This is a genomic window from Ruegeria haliotis, assembly GCF_013377785.1.
Lineage (GTDB): Bacteria > Pseudomonadota > Alphaproteobacteria > Rhodobacterales > Rhodobacteraceae > Ruegeria > Ruegeria haliotis.
On record NZ_JABXWT010000003.1, the window covers coordinates 262,832 to 279,818 of the forward strand.

General features: G+C 59.2%; 13 protein-coding genes. 8 read left to right on the plus strand and 5 right to left on the minus strand.

The annotated features are described in order from the left end of the window. The gene (locus HW561_RS09820; RefSeq protein ID WP_176864170.1) at positions 1–2,919 is read right to left on the minus strand and encodes an error-prone DNA polymerase; all 2,919 of its coding nucleotides are present in this window, start codon (positions 2,917–2,919) and stop codon (positions 1–3) included. A 118-nt stretch (positions 2,920–3,037) separates the two neighbouring features. Here HW561_RS09820 and HW561_RS09825 point away from each other — a divergent pair, with 118 nt between their 5' ends. Beyond that, on the plus strand, positions 3,038–3,505 hold the full coding sequence (locus tag HW561_RS09825) for a DUF1203 domain-containing protein (RefSeq protein WP_176864172.1): 468 nt from the start codon (positions 3,038–3,040) through the stop codon (positions 3,503–3,505). Here HW561_RS09825 and HW561_RS09830 read toward each other — a convergent pair. Continuing rightward, positions 3,502–4,494: an ABC transporter ATP-binding protein gene (locus HW561_RS09830; RefSeq protein ID WP_176864174.1), complete on the minus strand. Its 993-nt coding sequence runs from the start codon at positions 4,492–4,494 to the stop codon at positions 3,502–3,504. The genes HW561_RS09825 and HW561_RS09830 overlap by 4 nt on opposite strands. A gap of 89 nt (positions 4,495–4,583) precedes the next feature. On the opposite strand from HW561_RS09830, the gene HW561_RS09835 reads away from it, so the two are divergent. The 3 genes from HW561_RS09835 (at position 4,584) to polA (ending at position 8,408) form a co-directional block, all read left to right on the plus strand. After that, entirely contained in the window at positions 4,584–4,763 is a 180-nt protein-coding gene (locus HW561_RS09835; RefSeq protein WP_176864176.1) for a zinc-finger domain-containing protein, read from the plus strand. An 81-nt stretch (positions 4,764–4,844) separates the two neighbouring features. Continuing rightward, on the plus strand, positions 4,845–5,507 hold the full coding sequence (locus HW561_RS09840; RefSeq protein WP_176864178.1) for a YrbL family protein: 663 nt from the start codon (positions 4,845–4,847) through the stop codon (positions 5,505–5,507). A 102-nt stretch (positions 5,508–5,609) separates the two neighbouring features. Continuing rightward, positions 5,610–8,408 carry a DNA polymerase I gene (gene polA, locus HW561_RS09845; protein WP_176864180.1) on the plus strand — a complete coding sequence of 933 codons (2,799 nt, stop codon included), beginning with the start codon at positions 5,610–5,612 and terminating at the stop codon, positions 8,406–8,408. A 48-nt stretch (positions 8,409–8,456) separates the two neighbouring features. Here polA and HW561_RS09850 read toward each other — a convergent pair whose 3' ends face one another. The 3 genes from HW561_RS09850 to HW561_RS09860 form a co-directional block, all read right to left on the minus strand. Then, positions 8,457–8,687: a DUF2798 domain-containing protein gene (locus tag HW561_RS09850; protein ID WP_176864182.1), complete on the minus strand. Its 231-nt coding sequence runs from the start codon at positions 8,685–8,687 to the stop codon at positions 8,457–8,459. Between the two features lie 70 nt (positions 8,688–8,757). Continuing rightward, complete coding sequence (locus tag HW561_RS09855; RefSeq protein ID WP_176864184.1) at positions 8,758–9,513, minus strand: hydroxypyruvate isomerase family protein; 756 nt, start codon at positions 9,511–9,513, stop codon at positions 8,758–8,760. A 148-nt stretch (positions 9,514–9,661) separates the two neighbouring features. Then, positions 9,662–10,243 carry a DUF1285 domain-containing protein gene (locus HW561_RS09860; protein ID WP_176864185.1) on the minus strand — a complete coding sequence of 194 codons (582 nt, stop codon included), beginning with the start codon at positions 10,241–10,243 and terminating at the stop codon, positions 9,662–9,664. A gap of 64 nt (positions 10,244–10,307) precedes the next feature. Between HW561_RS09860 and HW561_RS09865 the strand changes: the two genes are divergently transcribed. The 4 genes from HW561_RS09865 to HW561_RS09880 are packed head-to-tail and all read left to right on the plus strand — an operon-like array spanning position 10,308 to position 16,985. Then, positions 10,308–11,315: an AAA family ATPase gene (locus tag HW561_RS09865; protein ID WP_176864187.1), complete on the plus strand. Its 1,008-nt coding sequence runs from the start codon at positions 10,308–10,310 to the stop codon at positions 11,313–11,315. Then, positions 11,312–12,187, plus strand: coding sequence for a DUF58 domain-containing protein (locus HW561_RS09870; protein WP_176864189.1), 876 nt, complete (start codon positions 11,312–11,314; stop codon positions 12,185–12,187). Before HW561_RS09865 ends, HW561_RS09870 begins: the two co-directional genes overlap by 4 nt. Further along, positions 12,184–14,946, plus strand: coding sequence for a DUF4159 domain-containing protein (locus tag HW561_RS09875; protein ID WP_176864191.1), 2,763 nt, complete (start codon positions 12,184–12,186; stop codon positions 14,944–14,946). Before HW561_RS09870 ends, HW561_RS09875 begins: the two co-directional genes overlap by 4 nt. Beyond that, positions 14,943–16,985, plus strand: coding sequence for a hypothetical protein (locus HW561_RS09880; RefSeq protein WP_176864193.1), 2,043 nt, complete (start codon positions 14,943–14,945; stop codon positions 16,983–16,985). Before HW561_RS09875 ends, HW561_RS09880 begins: the two co-directional genes overlap by 4 nt. Positions 16,986–16,987: the final 2 nt, after the last annotated feature.

The window sequence follows — 16,987 nt, forward strand, 5'->3', positions numbered from 1 at the left end:
TCATGCTACAGGGGTGGTTTTGTCGCGCCCATCCGGTGTCAGCAAATGCCGCAGCAAGGCCACGGGATGCGCCTTCAGGCTGAGGCGGGTGGCGACGTAATCCTCGACCACCTGCTCGCCCAGTGTCATTTTTGGCAGATACGCCTCGGGTTCATCCAACGCCTCGCCCTCCAGGTCCTGTGAAAACAGCGGCAGCGGTTTGACAGTGGCAATCGCCTTGGCCTGCCACAGTGCCTCGCGCCGGGTCAGATCGCAGGCGGCAAAGGCATCCGCCTCGGCCAGCCGTTCGATCACTGCAGGGCCAAGGCCCGCACGACGCCAGACATCGTCGATCTGATGGTAGCCGTTGCCACGCGCGGCGGTCAGCCAGCTGGCATCCTCTTCGCTGAGGCCCTTGATCTGGCGAAAGCCCAGCCGCAGGGCCAGCCCGCCCTGACCGTCAGGTTCCATCACATTGTCCCAGAAGCTGGCATTGATGCAAATCGGGCGTACCAGAACCCCGTGTTCACGTGCATCACGGACGATCTGGGCCGGGGCGTAGAATCCCATCGGCTGCGCATTCAGCAGCGCGCAGGCGAAGATGCCCGGATGATGGCACTTGATCCAGGCCGAGGCATAGACCAACAGGGCAAAGCTGGCCGCGTGGCTTTCGGGAAAGCCGTAGGAACCGAAACCTTCGATTTGGGAGAAACAGCGTTCGGCAAAGTCCTGTTTATAGCCGTTCCGCTTCATCCCGCGCAAAAACAGCGCGCGAAACTCACTGACGGACCCATGTTTCTTGAAGGTTGCCAGCGAGCGACGCAGGCGGTCGGCTTGCTCTGGGGTGAAACCCGCGCCGATAATTGCGATCTGCATCGCTTGTTCCTGAAACAGCGGCACGCCCATCGTTTTGCCCAACACCTCGCCCAATGCGTCCGAAGGGAAAACGACGGGCTCTTCTCCGTTCCGTCGTCGGATATAGGGATGCACCATGTCACCCTGAATGGGACCTGGGCGGATGATGGCGACTTCAATGACAAGATCATAGAATTCGCGGGGTTTCATCCGCGGCAGAAAGTTCATCTGCGCCCGACTTTCCACCTGAAACACGCCGATACTGTCAGCCTTGCAGAGCATGTCATAGACCGCCGGATCCTCTGGCGGCAGGGTGGCGAGGGTATAGCTGGTCTGGTGATGCTGGCCGATCAGGTCAAACGCCTTGCGGATGCAGGTGAGCATCCCGAGGCTCAATACATCGACCTTGAGGATGCCCAAGGTGTCGATGTCATCCTTATCCCAACAGATGACCGTGCGGTCCTCCATCGTTGCGTTCTCAATGGGGACAAGTTCATCCAGACGTCCCTCGGTGATGATGAACCCGCCCACGTGTTGCGAGAGGTGACGTGGGAACCCGTCGATCTCATATACCAATGTTAGAGTCTGTTTCAGACGTCGATCTTCAGGATCGAGGCCGATTTCACGCATCCTTTCTGTTTCGAGCCCCGCAGCCGAGAAGAAGCCCCAGAGCTGTGATGACAGCGCCGAGATGGTATCTTCAGTCAACCCCATGGCACGCCCAACCTCGCGGATGGCGCGTTTGCCCCTGTAATGCACGACCGTGGCGCAGAGACCCGCGCGGTGGCGACCATAGCGTTCGTAGATGTGCTGGATCACCTCTTCGCGGCGTTCATGTTCGAAATCCACGTCGATGTCCGGTGGCTCGTCGCGCGCCTCAGACACGAAGCGCTCAAAAACCATGGTGCCCATCTCGGGGCTGACCTCGGTGATGCCGAGGCAGAAGCAGGCCACCGAATTGGCTGCTGACCCGCGCCCTTGGCATAGGATGTCGCGAGATCGGGCGAATTTGACGATATCGCGGACGGTCAGAAAATAAGGTTCGTATTTCAGCTTGCCAATCAGGGCGAGCTCGTGCGCCAGCATGGTTTTTGCTTTTTCTGGTGCTCCTGCCGGGTAGCGCCAGCGCAACCCTTCTTGCGTCAGACGATGGAGACGTTCGGTTGGGGTTTCCTGCTCACTGCCCTCGCTGGGGTATTCATAGCGCAGTTCATCCAGTGAAAAGGTGAGCTGTTCGCTGAGTGTATGGGCACGGGCGACGGCATCCTCGTAGCCTTTGAAAATGCGCAGCATCTCGGTTTCCGACCGCAGACGCTGTTCGCCATTGGCGAGCGCGTTGCGACCCAGTTCATCCACCTTGCGGCGCAGGCGGATGGCAGTCAGCACATCAGCCAGTTTGCGGCGTGTACCGTGATGCATAAGAGGTGTGGCGCTGGCGAGGGTGGGAATGCCCAAGTGCTGTGATTCAATCTCTAACAAAGAGAAACATTTACTATCCGTGCCATCATACCGAGGGTGCATCAACAAATGCATCCGCCCGGCAAAGCGGCGCGTCAACTGTTGCGCCTGTGTCTGCCATCCGTCCGCGCCGCCCTGAGACCGGGTCGCCTGGGGCCAGAGCAGCAGGTGGAGACCGCCGGGGAATTCCAGCAGGTCGGACAGGTGCAGGATGCAGTTGCCCTTCTCAGTGCGCAGGCGGCCCTTGGACAAGATGCGGCACAGGTTAGCCCAACCTTGCCGGTTCAGGGGCAGGGCGGTGACGGTGGGCGCATCGGTAAAGGTCAACCTGGCCGCCGGGATCAGACGCGGCACGGCGTGGATTGGATAGGAGTATGGTTTTGGGATGTAATCGGGGCAGGGCGGGCCGATAGGGGTGTTCTGCGTTTCCCATTCCAGCCGTTCGCGCACTTTGCGGGCGATCTCGCGTGCCTGGGTATGAGCGCGAACAATTCCGGCGACCGAATTGTCATCAGCGATGGCAATGGCAGGCAGGCCAAGGGTGACAGCACGCTTCATATACTCCTCGGGGTGAGAGGCCCCGGTGAGAAAGGTGAAATTTGATGTGATCGATAGTTCGGCATACATGACGACTCTCTATTATATTCACGTTTTGTTCTTTTTCGAGTCTTTTACGTCATTGCGCAAGAAACGGGTCGTTTGCTCCGGGGTAGGCGGGCATCCTTAAGAAAAGAAGGAGACAGACATGTACAAAATTGCCGCATTATCCACCGAAGATGTTCGTGCCTATCAAGCTGGTGCCCCGGATGCTTATGGGACGCCGCCGGAACGGGCCATTTCGACTGGAACCGGCAACCCGTGCCGCCATTGCCTCTGCCATATTCCTGAAGGTCTTGAGATGCTGATATTGGCGCACCGGCCCTTTTTAGAGACACATCCCTACGCTGAAACAGGGCCGATATTCCTATGTGTAGAACCGTGCGAGCGGTATCAGGGCGATACCGAATTGCCCGAGATTCTGACCTCATCCCCTGATTATCTGATCAAAGGGTACGGGACGGATGACCGGATTGTCTATGGCACCGGAGTTGTTACCCCCACCGATCAGATCAACAACGCCATCCAGGGCATATTCGCCCGCCCGGATGTCGCTTATATCCACGTCCGATCTGCCCAGAACAACTGCTATCAGGCGAGAATCGATCGCGCCTAAAGCTTGACGCGATGAATGCCCCGGCGCGGTTGATTTTGATCATCCGCCGGGGGATCGTCAGCGCGGCTCGAGGTCAGGGCAAGGAACACATCCTCGAGATCCGCTTCTTCCGTGCGCACATCGCGGATGCGGATGTTGGCCTGTCGAACTGATTCAAGCACCTGCTCGGCGCTGGTCTGGTTGCTGCGATAGTGCAGGACCAGACTGCCATCGTCACGCAGCATGGTCTCGACACCCTCGGCTGCGGGCAAAGCGATGACAGGGCTGTCTGGGATGATCACCATGGTTCGACTGTCCATGCGGCCCAACAGATTTGCGGTGCTGTCTTGGGCAACTTTTTCGCCGTGGTTGATGATAGCGATTTCGTCACACATTTCCTGCGCTTCTTCCAGGTAATGCGTGGTCAGGATAATGGTCATGCCCTGTTCGTTCAGCTTGCGCACATTGGTCCAGAGCATCTGACGCAGTTCGATATCAACACCGGCCGTGGGTTCATCCAGAACCAGAACCTTCGGATGGTGTACCAGAGCCTTGGCCAGCAACAGCCGCCGCCGCATTCCGCCCGACAGGGTGCGGGCATACGCTTCGGCCTTGTCGCTGAGCCCTACAAGTTCGAGGATTTCATCGCTGCGTCGTTCAGATTTCGGAACCCCATACAACCCTGCCTGCACTTCCAGCGCGCCGCGCGGGGTAAAGAATGGATCCAGATTCAGCTCTTGTGGCATAACCCCGATGGTGGCGCGGGATTGGCGCGGATACTGGTCCTGATCGAACCCCCAGATCGATACCTGACCAGCCGATTTGATCACCAGCCCGGCCAGGATATTGATCAGGGTCGACTTGCCAGCCCCGTTTGGCCCCAACAGGCCGAAAACCGATCCTTGCGGAACGGTCAGATCGATACTCTTCAATGCGTGCTTTTCGGGTTGCCCTTTGCCGCCGCGATAGGTTTTGTGCAACCCTTCGATCCTGATTGCCGCTTCGGTCATTTGTGGCACTTGCCCCCGGTTTGCTCATCGCTCATAAACGCACCTAAAGCATGCCCGCGAGGCCGACAACCAGTGAAGGATCGCCAGCCGTGACACTTGAAGCGCCGGAAACCAAGATCGTTGAGCAAAGCCGCGTCGCCTGTGACGGTGGCGAAGGCGCGTTGGGCCATCCGCGCGTCTGGTTGCAGATCCCCGAGGATACAGGCTGGGTTGAATGTCCCTATTGTGATTGCAAATATGTGTTGTCAGGGACCGAGGCGCAAAGCTAAGGAAACAGCTTTGCAGCCACCCTGCTCTGGCTATTTCGGATGATCTGAAACGCTGCCGGGTACGTGCAATACGGAGATCAGATGCTATTTGCAGTGCGGCTTTTGCAGTTGTCGGATCAGGAGTTGCTGGCAGGCGGTGGGCATCGGGACGTGTATGCCTGCCCAGATCAACCAGAGCTGCTGATCAAGGTGACGCGGCCTCGCAAACGTCCTAATCGGTCTTTAACCAAGCGGCTGATCCGGCGACTTTTTCCTGATTCCATATACCGAAACGCCCTTAAGGAAATCGAATGCGAGATGAAGGCGGCGTTGAAAAGCGGCGTTGATATTGCGCAACTGCCGTTGGCGCGGTCCTTTGGCGTCGTGCAGACAGACATCGGCCCGGGTGTCGTGGTGGAGCGTATTGACTCCGGCGATGGACAACTTGCCCGCCATCTTTCCAAGCTGTGCCAACAAGGTCGTCTTGCCCCTGAAACACTGAGCGAGCTTAACAGCTTTGTGAACAAGCTGTTCCAGCTTCAGGTCGTGGGCCGCGATATCCATGAGACGAACATAGTCTACGGGACACGCAACCAGACCCGGATGTTTTTCCTGATCGACGGTTATGGGGAACGTAACCTTGTTCCTTTGCGCACTCTGAGCCGCAGACTAAATGATCGCTCGTTGAACAAGCAGATGCAGCGTATTGCCGAACGTACGGGATTGAGCTGGGACAAGGCGAACAGGGCGTTCCGCGTTACTTGACCAACAGCTCTTGCCGGGTTCTTCGGTGGATGATTGCCTTCTTTACTGGCCACCCGGGCGGGCCTGTGGCAGAACCGTTTCCAACCAGAACGGAGACGGCGCATGAGCGAGTTCGGAAAAGGATGTCATCTGCATCTGATCGATGGGTCAGCCTTTATTTTCAGGGCTTATCACGCGCTGCCCCCGCTGACGCGGAAATCGGATGGATTGCCGATCGGGGCGGTCTCGGGCTTTTGCAACATGCTGCAGAAATATGTCGAGAATAACGCCGGGCCGGATGCACCAACCCATGTTGCGGTGATCTTTGACAAGGGGTCGCACACCTTTCGTAACGACATGTACGACCTCTACAAAGCCAACCGCGAGGCGATGCCCGAGGATCTACGCCCGCAGATGCCGCTGACCCGTGAGGCGACCAAAGCTTTCAATATCGCCTGTAAGGAACTGGAAGGGTATGAGGCCGACGACATCATCGCCACGCTGGCCGTTCAGGCGCGCGAGGCCGGTGGTCGTGTGACCATTGTCAGTTCCGATAAAGACTTGATGCAGTTGGTCGGCGGCGGGGTCGAAATGCTGGATGCGATGAAGAACAAGCGCATCGACCGCGATGGTGTGATCGAGAAATTCGGGGTTGGCCCCGAACGCGTTGTCGATGTGCAGGCGTTGGCCGGGGATAGCGTTGATAACGTGCCGGGTGCGCCGGGCATCGGGATCAAGACGGCAGCACTGTTGATAAATGAATATGGTGATCTTGAAACCCTGCTGGATCGCGCCGAAGAGATCAAGCAGCCCAAGCGCCGCCAGACTCTCATCGAAAAGCGCGACCAGATTGAACTGTCTAAAAAGCTGGTGCAGTTGGATGAGCAGACACCGCTGGATTTCACGCTGGATGATCTTGAGGTGAAAGATCCCGAGCCAGAGGTATTGTTGAATTTTCTGGCCGAGATGGAGTTCAGAACTCTCACCAAGCGCATCGCCGATAAGCTGGGCGCCGAGGCTCCGGTGATTGCGGATGCGCCCGCACCCGCCGCTGAGGTGGAAGAAGCCGAGGCGATCCCGTTCGACGCATCGAAGTATGAATGCGTGCGGGATGCAGATGCTCTGCAGAAATGGATCGATCAGGCGTATGAGCGTGGTTGGGTTGCGGTGGATACCGAAACCACCGGTCTGAACGAGATGATCGTGGATCTGGTTGGGATCTCGCTGTGCATCGAGCCGGGTGAAGCCTGTTACATTCCGCTGATCCACCGCGAAAGCGCAACGGATGATTTGTTTGGGACGGATGCGCTGGCCGAGGGGCAAATGCCGTTGGAACAGGCTCTAACGCTGTTGAAATCGATGTTCGAGGACCCGTCGATCCTGAAGATCGGACAGAACATGAAATACGACGCCAAGATATTTGCACGTTATGGCGTCGACGTGGCGCCAATCGATGACACCATGCTGATGTCTTACGCGATGCATGGCGGCAAGCATGGGCATGGCATGGATACGCTGTCCGAGCGTTATCTGAGCCACACGCCGATCCCGATCAAACCGTTGCTGGGCTCGGGCAAGTCGGCGATCACCTTTGACAAGGTTCCGATTGACGAGGCGACGGCCTATGCCGCCGAGGACGCGGATATCACGCTGCGTTTGTGGAAGCTGTTCAAGCCGCAACTGCATCAGGTTCAGGTGACGACCGTTTATGAAACTCTGGAGCGTCCGCTGGTACCGGTTCTGGCCGAGATGGAGATGCACGGCATCAAGGTTGACCGCGATGTGTTGAGCCGAATGTCCAACGCATTTGCACAGAAAATGGCCGGTTTAGAGGCTGAAATCTACGAATTGGCCGGAGGGAATTTTAACGTAGGCTCACCGGCGCAACTGGGCGAGATTCTATTCGACAAGATGGGTCTGGAAGGCGGCAAAAAGGGCAAGACCGGGAAGTATTCGACCGGTGCGGATGTCCTCGAGGATTTGGCGACCGAGCATGAATTGCCGCGCAGGGTGCTGGATTGGCGGCAGCTATCCAAGCTGAAATCGACCTACACCGACGCTTTGCAGACCCATATCAACCCGGATACGGGCCGTGTGCATACGTCTTATTCGATCACCGGGGCGAATACGGGGCGTTTGGCCTCGACCGATCCGAACCTGCAAAATATTCCGGTGCGCACCGAAGAAGGACGACGCATTCGCGAGGCGTTTATTGCCGAGCCGGGAAATGTACTGCTCAGCCTTGACTACAGTCAGATCGAATTGCGCATTCTGGCGCATATTGCCGATATTTCGGCTCTGAAACAGGCATTTTCGGATGGTTTGGACATTCACGCCATGACCGCGTCCGAGATGTTCGATGTGCCGCTGGACGAGATGACGCCGGATATCCGCCGTCAGGCCAAGGCGATCAACTTTGGTGTGATTTACGGGATTTCCGGCTTTGGTCTGGCGCGCAACCTGCGCATTCCGCGGGCCGAGGCGCAGGGCTTCATCGACCGTTATTTTGAACGTTTCCCGGGTATTCGGGCCTATATGGACGACACCGTCGCGTTCGCCAAAGAGAACGGTTATGTCCAAACGCTGTTTGGCCGCAAAATCCACACACCCGAGATCAATGCCAAGGGCCCGCATGCAGGGTTTTCGCGCCGCGCGGCGATCAATGCGCCGATCCAGGGTACGGCGGCGGATGTGATCCGACGCGCGATGGTGCGGATGCCGGATGCCATCAATGGGTTGCCGGCAAAGATGCTGTTGCAAGTGCATGATGAATTGCTGTTCGAAGTGGCCGAGGATGCGGTGGATCAGACCATCAAGGTGGCGCGCGACATCATGGAAGGGGCGTCCGATCCGGCCGTGAAGCTGGATGTAAAGCTGAGCGTGGATGCCGGGCAGGGGGCGAACTGGGCTGAGGCGCATTGATCCAAAACGCGCCGCTCATCAGGCCCGGTGGGCCCTCTTTGCGGCGGGTCAGGCCTCGGGCCTGACCATGCGCGCGACCATCCGTTTTACAGCGGGTCCGAGGATCAGAATGACGCTAAAGGCGATGGGCCAGCAAAAGGCCCACGATGCCATCCAGTCGCCCGTGGTGTGTGGACCGAAACCGACGGCTTTGACCGTGGCGATACCGGTGACGATGCAGGACATCAGCCCCGACATGATCAGGCAGAACAGGGCATGGGCAAAGCGGGCAGGGATCATAAGCGGCATCCTTGAAATCGCGTTGCCCTGATTTGCGGCATTTTCGACCCAATTGCCAGCACTGATCCCGCTAGCCGTGCATCCACCCCAAAGAATCGATCGTCCGCGGCGTGGACGGCGTGTATTCCGCGCTGACCCAACCAGCATAGCCGCAGCTGTCCATCGCCTTGAACAGGCAGGGGAAATCTGTCGATCCCCGCCCGGGTTCCGAGCGATCCGGGGCGGCCCCGATTTGAGCGTGGGCAACGCGATCGTGAAATCTATTCCAGATGGCCAGAGCGTCCCCATGGATCATCTGCGCATGAAAGCTGTCATATTGCAGGCCGACATTTGGGCGGTCCACTCGGTCCAGAATGTCGACGGCCAGATCGTAATCGTTCAGAAAATACTTGGGTTGGGATACCGGGTTCAACGGTTCGATTGTGAATCGCTGCTGTGGTGCGACATCGGCCGCCCATTGCAGATTGTCGACAAAGCAAGCCAGTGCCTGCGGTCCGGAGGCGTATCCTGACATGATGTGGATCAGCGCTGGACGCAGGCTTTCGGAGTAACGCAGAACCCGGCGGATATCAGACTGAAACCGCCCCTGGCCCCCCGGAATAGCGGCATATCCCGGCTGCCCTCCGGTATAATTGGGCGGTGGAGCGTTGATCAGAATCAATTCTAACCCATTGGCCAGCAAGGCCCGCCGCGTTTCCTTTGCGGCCAAATCATAGGGAAACAGAATCTCGACCGCTTTGAACCCAGCCTGTGCGGCGGCCTGAAAACGGTCGAGATACGGCAGCTCGGTAAAGAGCAGGGACAGATTGGCGGCAAATCTGGGCATGAGCGGTCTCTGGGTTTGGTATGCCAAGCTTAACTGTCGGGTGTTTTTCGCGAAAGAGATTGAAACCGACAGATTACCGAAAATCGTCCAGATCGCTAGCCAGGGTCGGAAAAATTCTGGCTTGCGACAGAAGATGTCCTGAAACAGATTAGAGTCCGCTCAGCGTATCTGAGGGCACGAAGGGAAAGAACTGCCCGCCGGACCAGACGCCGAACCAGCCTTGATAGTCGGTGCCGATGTCGACAAGCCGGTAAAAGCTCTTGCGGTCGATGCGCGCTTCTAGGTTTGCCCGAACCAAGATATAAGGCGCTGGCTCTTGCGTGTCGGGATCGATAGCAACGCGGATCGGATGCTGTGGCTCTGCCACCGCAGTATCCCCGACATGGGTGGTAAATGTCAGGGTTTGGGTGTCACGTGCCCCGGTAATGTCAAAATCCACCGCAACAAAGGGCGCATCCTCGACAGTGATTCCCACCTTTTCGACCGGTGTCACCAGATAATATTTGCCGTCTTCTTTCTTAAGAATTGAAGAAAATAGCTTCACCAACTCGAACCGATTGATCGGCGACCCTAAGTAACTCCAGGTACCATCCTTGGCGATCCGGATGTCCAAATCGCCACAAAACGGAGGATTCCACAGGTGAACGGGCGGTAAACCCTTGGTTTTGGACGCATTTACCGAGGCGGCCAGACCGTCCGGCGATGGTGTCACAGGTTTTTGTCCGCTCATTGCTTTTGCCATTTCCTCTCAGCGCGATACACTTCAATCATAATAGTCCACGGAAGGGAAAGTCATGACCGAACCTGCCGACCTCGTAGCCGAGATCGAAGCGCTGGAAAACAAGCTGCAAGAGGCGAAATCCTCGATTACTCGCCGCTTTATCGGGCAAGAGAGGGTTGTTGACCTGACCTTGACCGCCCTTCTGTGTGGCGGTCACGCTTTGTTGATCGGTCTGCCGGGATTGGGTAAAACGCGTTTGATCGAAACGCTGTCGACGGTGATGGGGCTGCATGGCAACCGCATCCAGTTTACGCCCGACCTGATGCCCGCCGATATTCTGGGGTCCGAGGTTCTGGATACGGCTGACGATGGTTCGCGCCATTTCCGGTTCATCTCTGGCCCGATCTTTTGCGAGTTACTGATGGCGGACGAAATCAACCGCGCCAGCCCGCGAACGCAGTCGGCGCTGCTGCAGGCGATGCAGGAACGCACAGTGACCGTCGCTGGTGAGGATCGTTCGTTGGGTGTGCCGTTTCATGTTTTGGCGACGCAGAACCCGATTGAACAGGAAGGTACTTATCCGCTGCCCGAAGCTCAGCTGGACCGCTTCTTGGTGCAGATCGACGTGGATTATCCTGACCGCCAGACCGAGCGTGACATTCTGCTGGCCACAACCGGCGTCGAAGAAGATCAGGCGCACCAGATTTTCACCAAAGAGGAATTGTTGGCGGCGCAGACATTATTGCGCCGTATGCCGGTTGGCGACTCGGTGGTCGAGCTGATCCTTGATCTGGTTCGGGCCTTCCGCCCCGAAGAGCATGGTGTATCGGATCGCGTGGCTGAGACAGTGGCCTGGGGGCCCGGCCCGCGCGCCGCACAAGCGCTGATGATGACAGTCAGGGCAAGGGCTATGTTGCAGGGGCGTCTGGCGCCCAATGCCGAGGATGTATTGGACATGGCGCGCCCGGTGCTGAGCCACCGTATGGCGCTGAACTTTGCGGCACGGGCGCGGGGTGATAATCTGGCTGACCTGATCGACTCGACGGCAACTGGCCTGACCCGGACCGAGGCGGCAGCGTGAATGCCGCGCTGACCCTTCGCGAAAGATCCGAGGCCGAGGCATCACGGCTACCGCCTCTGTTGGCGCGGGCTGAACACTTGGCCGGAACCGTTCTGCTGGGTGATCACGGTCGGCGGCGATCTGGCATGGGCGATGATTTCTGGCAATACCGCCCCGCTCAGATCGGCGACAGTCGCCGGATGATCGATCATCGTCGCTCGGCGCGAGGCGATCAGCAATTCGTGCGCGAGCGGGAGTGGCAGATCGCGCAATCCATCATGTTATGGGTTGATCAGGGCGCCTCGATGCGGTTTGCGTCTGACAAGACCCTGCCCACCAAGGCCGACCGCACGCGATTGTTGGGTTTGGCAGCGGCTATCCTGCTGGTAAGGGGTGGCGAGCGGGTTGGGCTGACGGGCACCAAGTTGCCCCCAAGGCGCGGCAATGCACAGATCATCCGATTGGCAGAGGCCTGGTCCGAGGACGAACAGGCAGACTATGCGCCACCAGAGCACCGGGCGATGATCCCGCATGCCCGTGCCGTGTTCATTTCGGATTTCCTTGGTCCGATGGATGAGGTCGAATTGGCCCTCACCAAAGCCGCTGACCGAGGTGTCAGGGGGGTTGTGTTACAGGTTCTGGACCCCGGGGAGGAAACCTTCCCGTATCGCGGGCGGACTATATTCGAAAGCGTTGGAGGCTCGGTTCGGCATGAGACCCTCAAGGCAGGCGAGCTGCGTGAACGGTATCTGGAACGGCTTGCCCGCCGCAAGGATGCGTTGACGCAGCTTTGCCGCGCGACGGGCTGGCAATTGGGCCTGCACCATACCGGTGACAGCGCGCAAGCGGCTCTGTTGTGGCTCTATCGCGCGCTGGATGGAGGAGTGCGATGACGGTTCTGGCTGGCATCGGGTTTACTGCCCCATGGATTTTGCTGGGTCTTTTGACCCTGCCGATCCTGTGGTTGATCCTGCGCGCGGTGCCGCCTGCGCCGATCCGTCGGCTGTTCCCGGCGGTGACACTGTTGCTGGGCCTCAAAGACGACGAAAGCGTCTCGGACCGAACGCCGTGGTGGCTGCTGCTGCTCCGGATGCTGGCGGCGGCCGCGATCATCATCGGGCTGGCAGGGCCGGTTCTGAACCCATCACGCGATCAGACCGGGACGGGGCCACTGCTACTGGTTCTGGATGCCAGTTGGGCCGGTGCGGCGCGCTGGTCATCGACGCTGGATCAAATCGATGCACAATTGTCCGAGGCCGGGCGCGCCGGGCGGCCAGTCTCGATCTTGCGGATGACCGAACCGGAAACGCCGGTGTTTCAGGCGGCCGAAGCATGGCGTGGTCGTTTGCCGGGTCTGATACCTATGCCGTGGCAACCGGCTGAGGCACAGATCGACCAGATTCTGGCCGCCTTGAGCGAAGTAGATGGCGGATTCGACACCCATTGGTTCAGTGACAGGCTTGGCTATGATGGCCATGATCAGATGGTGTCGGCGCTGCAAGAACGTGGTGATGTGACTGTTTACCGGTCGCCAGCCCCGGCAATGGCACTACTGCCTGCGGCCTATCAGGATGGGGTTATTCAACTGACCGTCCTGCGGGCAGAGCCCGGCGCGGCGGGCACAGTGACGGTGTTGGCGCAGGGTCGTGACCCGGCGGGCACCGCGCGGGTACTGCATTCCGCCGAGCTGACCTTTGAAAACGGCGCGACCGAGGCGCAGATCGAACTGGCCCTGCCGTCGGAACTGCGCGCCCGGATCACCCGGTTCGAGATTCAAAGCCAGCGGTCTGCTGGCGCGGTGACCCTGACTGATGACAGCTTGCGCCGACGCGAGGTGGCGCTGATCGCAGGCACCCTGAACCGCGAAGGGTTGGAACTGCTGTCGCCCCTGCATTACCTGACGCAAGTTTTGGTCCCCACCGCGGATTTTGTGGACGGAGGCTTGCTTGAGGTCTTGCCAGCGAACCCCGACGTCATCGTTCTGTCGGATGTGGCCCAGATGTCCGAAACCGAACAGGCGGACCTGATCGACTGGGTGGAACAAGGTGGCTTGCTGCTGCGTTTCGCCGGTCCACGCATGGCGGCCAGCGATCTGGGCCGCGATGAAGAGGATACATTGCTGCCCGCACGCCTGCGCAGCGGCGGACGCTCGGTCGGGGGCGCGATGAGCTGGGGTGAAGCCAAAGCCCTTGCGCCTTTCCCGGAAAACTCTCCGTTCTACGGATTGCACATACCGGACGATGTCGTTATCTCGACGCAGGTCATGGCGCAACCAGACCCTAACTTGGCGGATCGGGTGATTGCGTCGCTGTCGGATGGCACGCCGCTGGTCACACGCAAGGCGCTGGGTTTGGGGCAGGTGGTTCTGTTTCACGTTACGGCGGATGCGGAATGGTCCAGCCTGCCACTGTCTGGATTGTTTGTCGAAATGCTGGACCGTCTGGCCGTGGCCTCAGCTGCGAAATCCCGGCAAGAGGCTCAGTTGCAAGGCACCACATGGGAGCCGGTTCAGGTTCTGGACGGATTCGGCACCCTGTCGGATGCTGGGACTCTGGTCGGAGTGGATGGTGTTGAGTTGGTGTCCGGACAGATTGGGCCAGAGCTGCGCCCGGGGTTGTACGAAAGCGGCAAACAGAAGCTGGCGTTGAATGTCCTGTCCGAGGATGCAGCCCTCAGCCCGGCAATTTGGCCAGCTGATGTTCCGATCAAAGGGCAAGAAGCGACGAGCGAGACGCCGCTGGGCGGCATCCTGCTGAGTCTGGCCCTGATTTTGCTGACTGTGGATGTAATCGCGTCGCTGGCGCTGTCTGGTCGTTTGGGACTGGCCCGTGCGGCGGCCGTGGCGTTGGGCGCTTTGTTGTTGGTGCCAGAGGCGCAGGCGCAAACGCCTGAAGATACGGAATTTGCCCTTGAGGCAACGCATGAACTGGTGCTGGCGCATGTCTTGACCAGTGACCCGCAAGTGGATGATGTCGCGCAGGCCGGGCTGCGTGGGCTGGCGCAAACGCTGTCCTATCGCACCTCGGTCGAACCTGCCGCGCCTATCGGTGTGGATCTTGAAAGGGATGAGCTGGCCTTCTTTCCACTGCTCTACTGGCCGATCAGCCCGGATCAGCCGCAACCGTCGACCGAAGCTTATGCCAAGCTCAACGCCTATCTGCGCTCGGGTGGTATGATCCTGTTTGACACGCGCGACGCCGATATCGCCGGTTTCGGCGCCTCAAGTCCCAATGGGCGCAAGCTGCAGCAATTGGCAGGCCCGCTGAATATCCCTTCACTAGAGCCGATTCCACGCGACCATGTTCTGACCCGGACGTTCTATTTGCTACAGGATTTCCCGGGCCGCTACGCAGGTGCCGAGGTTTGGGTTGAATCCGCGCCCTTAGATGCTGAACAGATTGAAGGCATGCCGTTCCGCAATCTCAACGACAATGTGACGCCGGTGGTGATTGGGGGCAATGACTGGGCCGGGGCGTGGGCTGTTGATCGCAACGGTCAGGCGTTGTTGCCAGTAGGCCGTGGCTATGCCGGCGAACGCCAGCGTGAACTGGCCAATCGCTTTGGCGTCAATCTGGTGATGCATGTGCTGACCGGGAACTACAAATCCGATCAGGTCCACGTGCCCGCCCTTCTGGACAGGTTGGGACAATGACCGGAACCGTCATATTCGATCCGCTGATCCCATGGCCCGTTCTGGTCATCATAGCGATTATCGCGAGTACGGGCATCATATTGGCCCTATGGCGCGGGTTATCGGGCTGGGCGCTCCGCGGATTGGCCGCTCTGGTTGTTATCGCGGCATTGGCCGGACCGGTCTATCAGGTCGAAGACCGCGCGCCACTGACAGATATTGTCCTGATGATCGAAGATGAAAGCGCCAGCCAGACCCTGTCTGATCGTGCTGACCAAACAGCGCAGGCCGCCGAAGATCTCGCCGCCGAGATCGAGTCGCGCGACAACACCGAACTGCGCCGCATTCGCGTGGGGGACAGTGACGGAGACGAAGGTACGCAGTTGATGGCCGCGCTGAATGCCGCGCTGGCCGAGGAACCCCGCGCCCGCATTGCCGGTATTCTTGTTGTCTCGGACGGTATCGTGCACGACATCGACCAAGCGCCGGATCTGCCTGCCCCGATGCATCTGCTGCAGACCGGGCGTGAAAGGGACTGGGATCGCAGGCTGATTGTTCGAAATGCCCCAGCCTTTGCCATTATTGGTGAACCGGTGACCCTGACCTTGCGGGTTGAAGATAGCGGCGCAGCGCCTGCTGGTGCCACGACCGCACCTTTGGTGATCTCGGTGGACGGAGGTGAGCCGGAACAGTTTAGCATTCCCATCGGTCTGGACGTCGAATTACCAATCACACTGCCCCATGGTGGGCGTAACGTGATCCAATTCTCGGTGCCGCAGGCCGAGGGCGAGTTGACCGACCGCAACAACACCGCCCTGATCCAGATGAACGGCGTGCGGGATCGGTTGCGGGTGTTGCTGGTCTCGGGTGAGCCGCATCCGGGCGGGCGCACTTGGCGAAACCTCCTGAAATCCGACAGCTCGGTTGATCTGGTTCATTTCACCATCCTGCGCCCGCCCGAAAAGCAAGACGGTGTGCCGGTGGACGAGTTATCGCTAATCGCCTTCCCGACGCGCGAGCTGTTCCTGGAAAAGATCAACGATTTCGATCTGATCATCTTTGACCGCTACAAGCGGCGCGGCATTCTGCCGGCAATATATCTGGACAACGTCACCAACTATATCAACGACGGGGGGGCCGTTCTGATTGCCGCCGGTCCTGATTTTGCCTCTGCCGACAGTATTTTCCGCTCTCCGCTTGCTCCGATCCTGCCTGCGCAACCCTCGGCTCGGGTGATCGAGGAACGATATGTGCCAATGGTCAGCGATCTGGGTCAGCGGCATCCTGTGACGACGAACTTGGGCGATTCCGATGACTGGGGCGCGTGGTTGCGTCAGATCGACGTGAACCACCGTTCGGGCGAAGTGTTGATGACCGGGGTGGACGAACGTCCGCTGCTGGTTCTGGATCGGGTGGGCGAGGGGCGCGTGGCCTTGCTTGCGTCAGATCACGCCTGGCTATGGGGTCGGGGGTTCGAAGGCGGTGGCCCACAACTGGAACTGCTGCGTCGACTGGCGCACTGGATGATGAAAGAGCCTGAGCTTGAGGAAGAGGCCCTGTGGGCCGAGGCCAACGGTCAGTCCATGCGCATCATCCGCCAGACGCTTGAGGATGAGGTCGGGCCGGTGACGGTTACCCGCCCGAATGGCGATACGCTTGAGATTACGCTGGACGAAGTGTCCCCCGGCCGGTTCGAGGCGCGGTATTTTGGCCCCGAGATTGGCTTGTATCGGCTACAGGAAGGCGACCACATGGCGGTAATCGGCCTTGGCCCTTCAGCCCCACGTGAATTTGAACGCACCATCGCAACGGGCGAAATCCTCACGCCTGTTCTGGCCGGTCTGCGCGGCGGTGTCATGCCACTGGAGGACGGGTTGCCCTCGATCCGCAATGTGCGTGCCGGGCGGCCTGCCGCAGGCCGCGGGTGGATCGGTCTGACCCCGCGCAATGCTTATGAAACGCGGGATGTCACGCAAGCGGGATTGCTGCCGCCGTGGCTGGTTTTGCTGCTGGCGGGTGGGTTCCTGTTGGGTGGTTGGCTGCGCGAGGGGCGGCGTTAGGT

Bases quoted from the DNA above. Each gene is read 5' to 3' on its own strand.
- HW561_RS09820 (WP_176864170.1), bottom strand. From the start codon at position 2,919: ATGTATGCCGAACTATCGATCACATCAAATTTCACCTTTCTCACCGGG.
- HW561_RS09825 (WP_176864172.1), top strand. From the start codon at position 3,038: ATGTACAAAATTGCCGCATTATCCACCGAAGATGTTCGTGCCTATCAA.
- HW561_RS09830 (WP_176864174.1), bottom strand. From the start codon at position 4,494: ATGACCGAAGCGGCAATCAGGATCGAAGGGTTGCACAAAACCTATCGC.
- HW561_RS09840 (WP_176864178.1), top strand. From the start codon at position 4,845: ATGCTATTTGCAGTGCGGCTTTTGCAGTTGTCGGATCAGGAGTTGCTG.
- polA (WP_176864180.1), top strand. From the start codon at position 5,610: ATGAGCGAGTTCGGAAAAGGATGTCATCTGCATCTGATCGATGGGTCA.
- HW561_RS09850 (WP_176864182.1), bottom strand. From the start codon at position 8,687: ATGATCCCTGCCCGCTTTGCCCATGCCCTGTTCTGCCTGATCATGTCG.
- HW561_RS09855 (WP_176864184.1), bottom strand. From the start codon at position 9,513: ATGCCCAGATTTGCCGCCAATCTGTCCCTGCTCTTTACCGAGCTGCCG.
- HW561_RS09860 (WP_176864185.1), bottom strand. From the start codon at position 10,243: ATGAGCGGACAAAAACCTGTGACACCATCGCCGGACGGTCTGGCCGCC.
- HW561_RS09865 (WP_176864187.1), top strand. From the start codon at position 10,308: ATGACCGAACCTGCCGACCTCGTAGCCGAGATCGAAGCGCTGGAAAAC.
- HW561_RS09875 (WP_176864191.1), top strand. From the start codon at position 12,184: ATGACGGTTCTGGCTGGCATCGGGTTTACTGCCCCATGGATTTTGCTG.
- HW561_RS09880 (WP_176864193.1), top strand. From the start codon at position 14,943: ATGACCGGAACCGTCATATTCGATCCGCTGATCCCATGGCCCGTTCTG.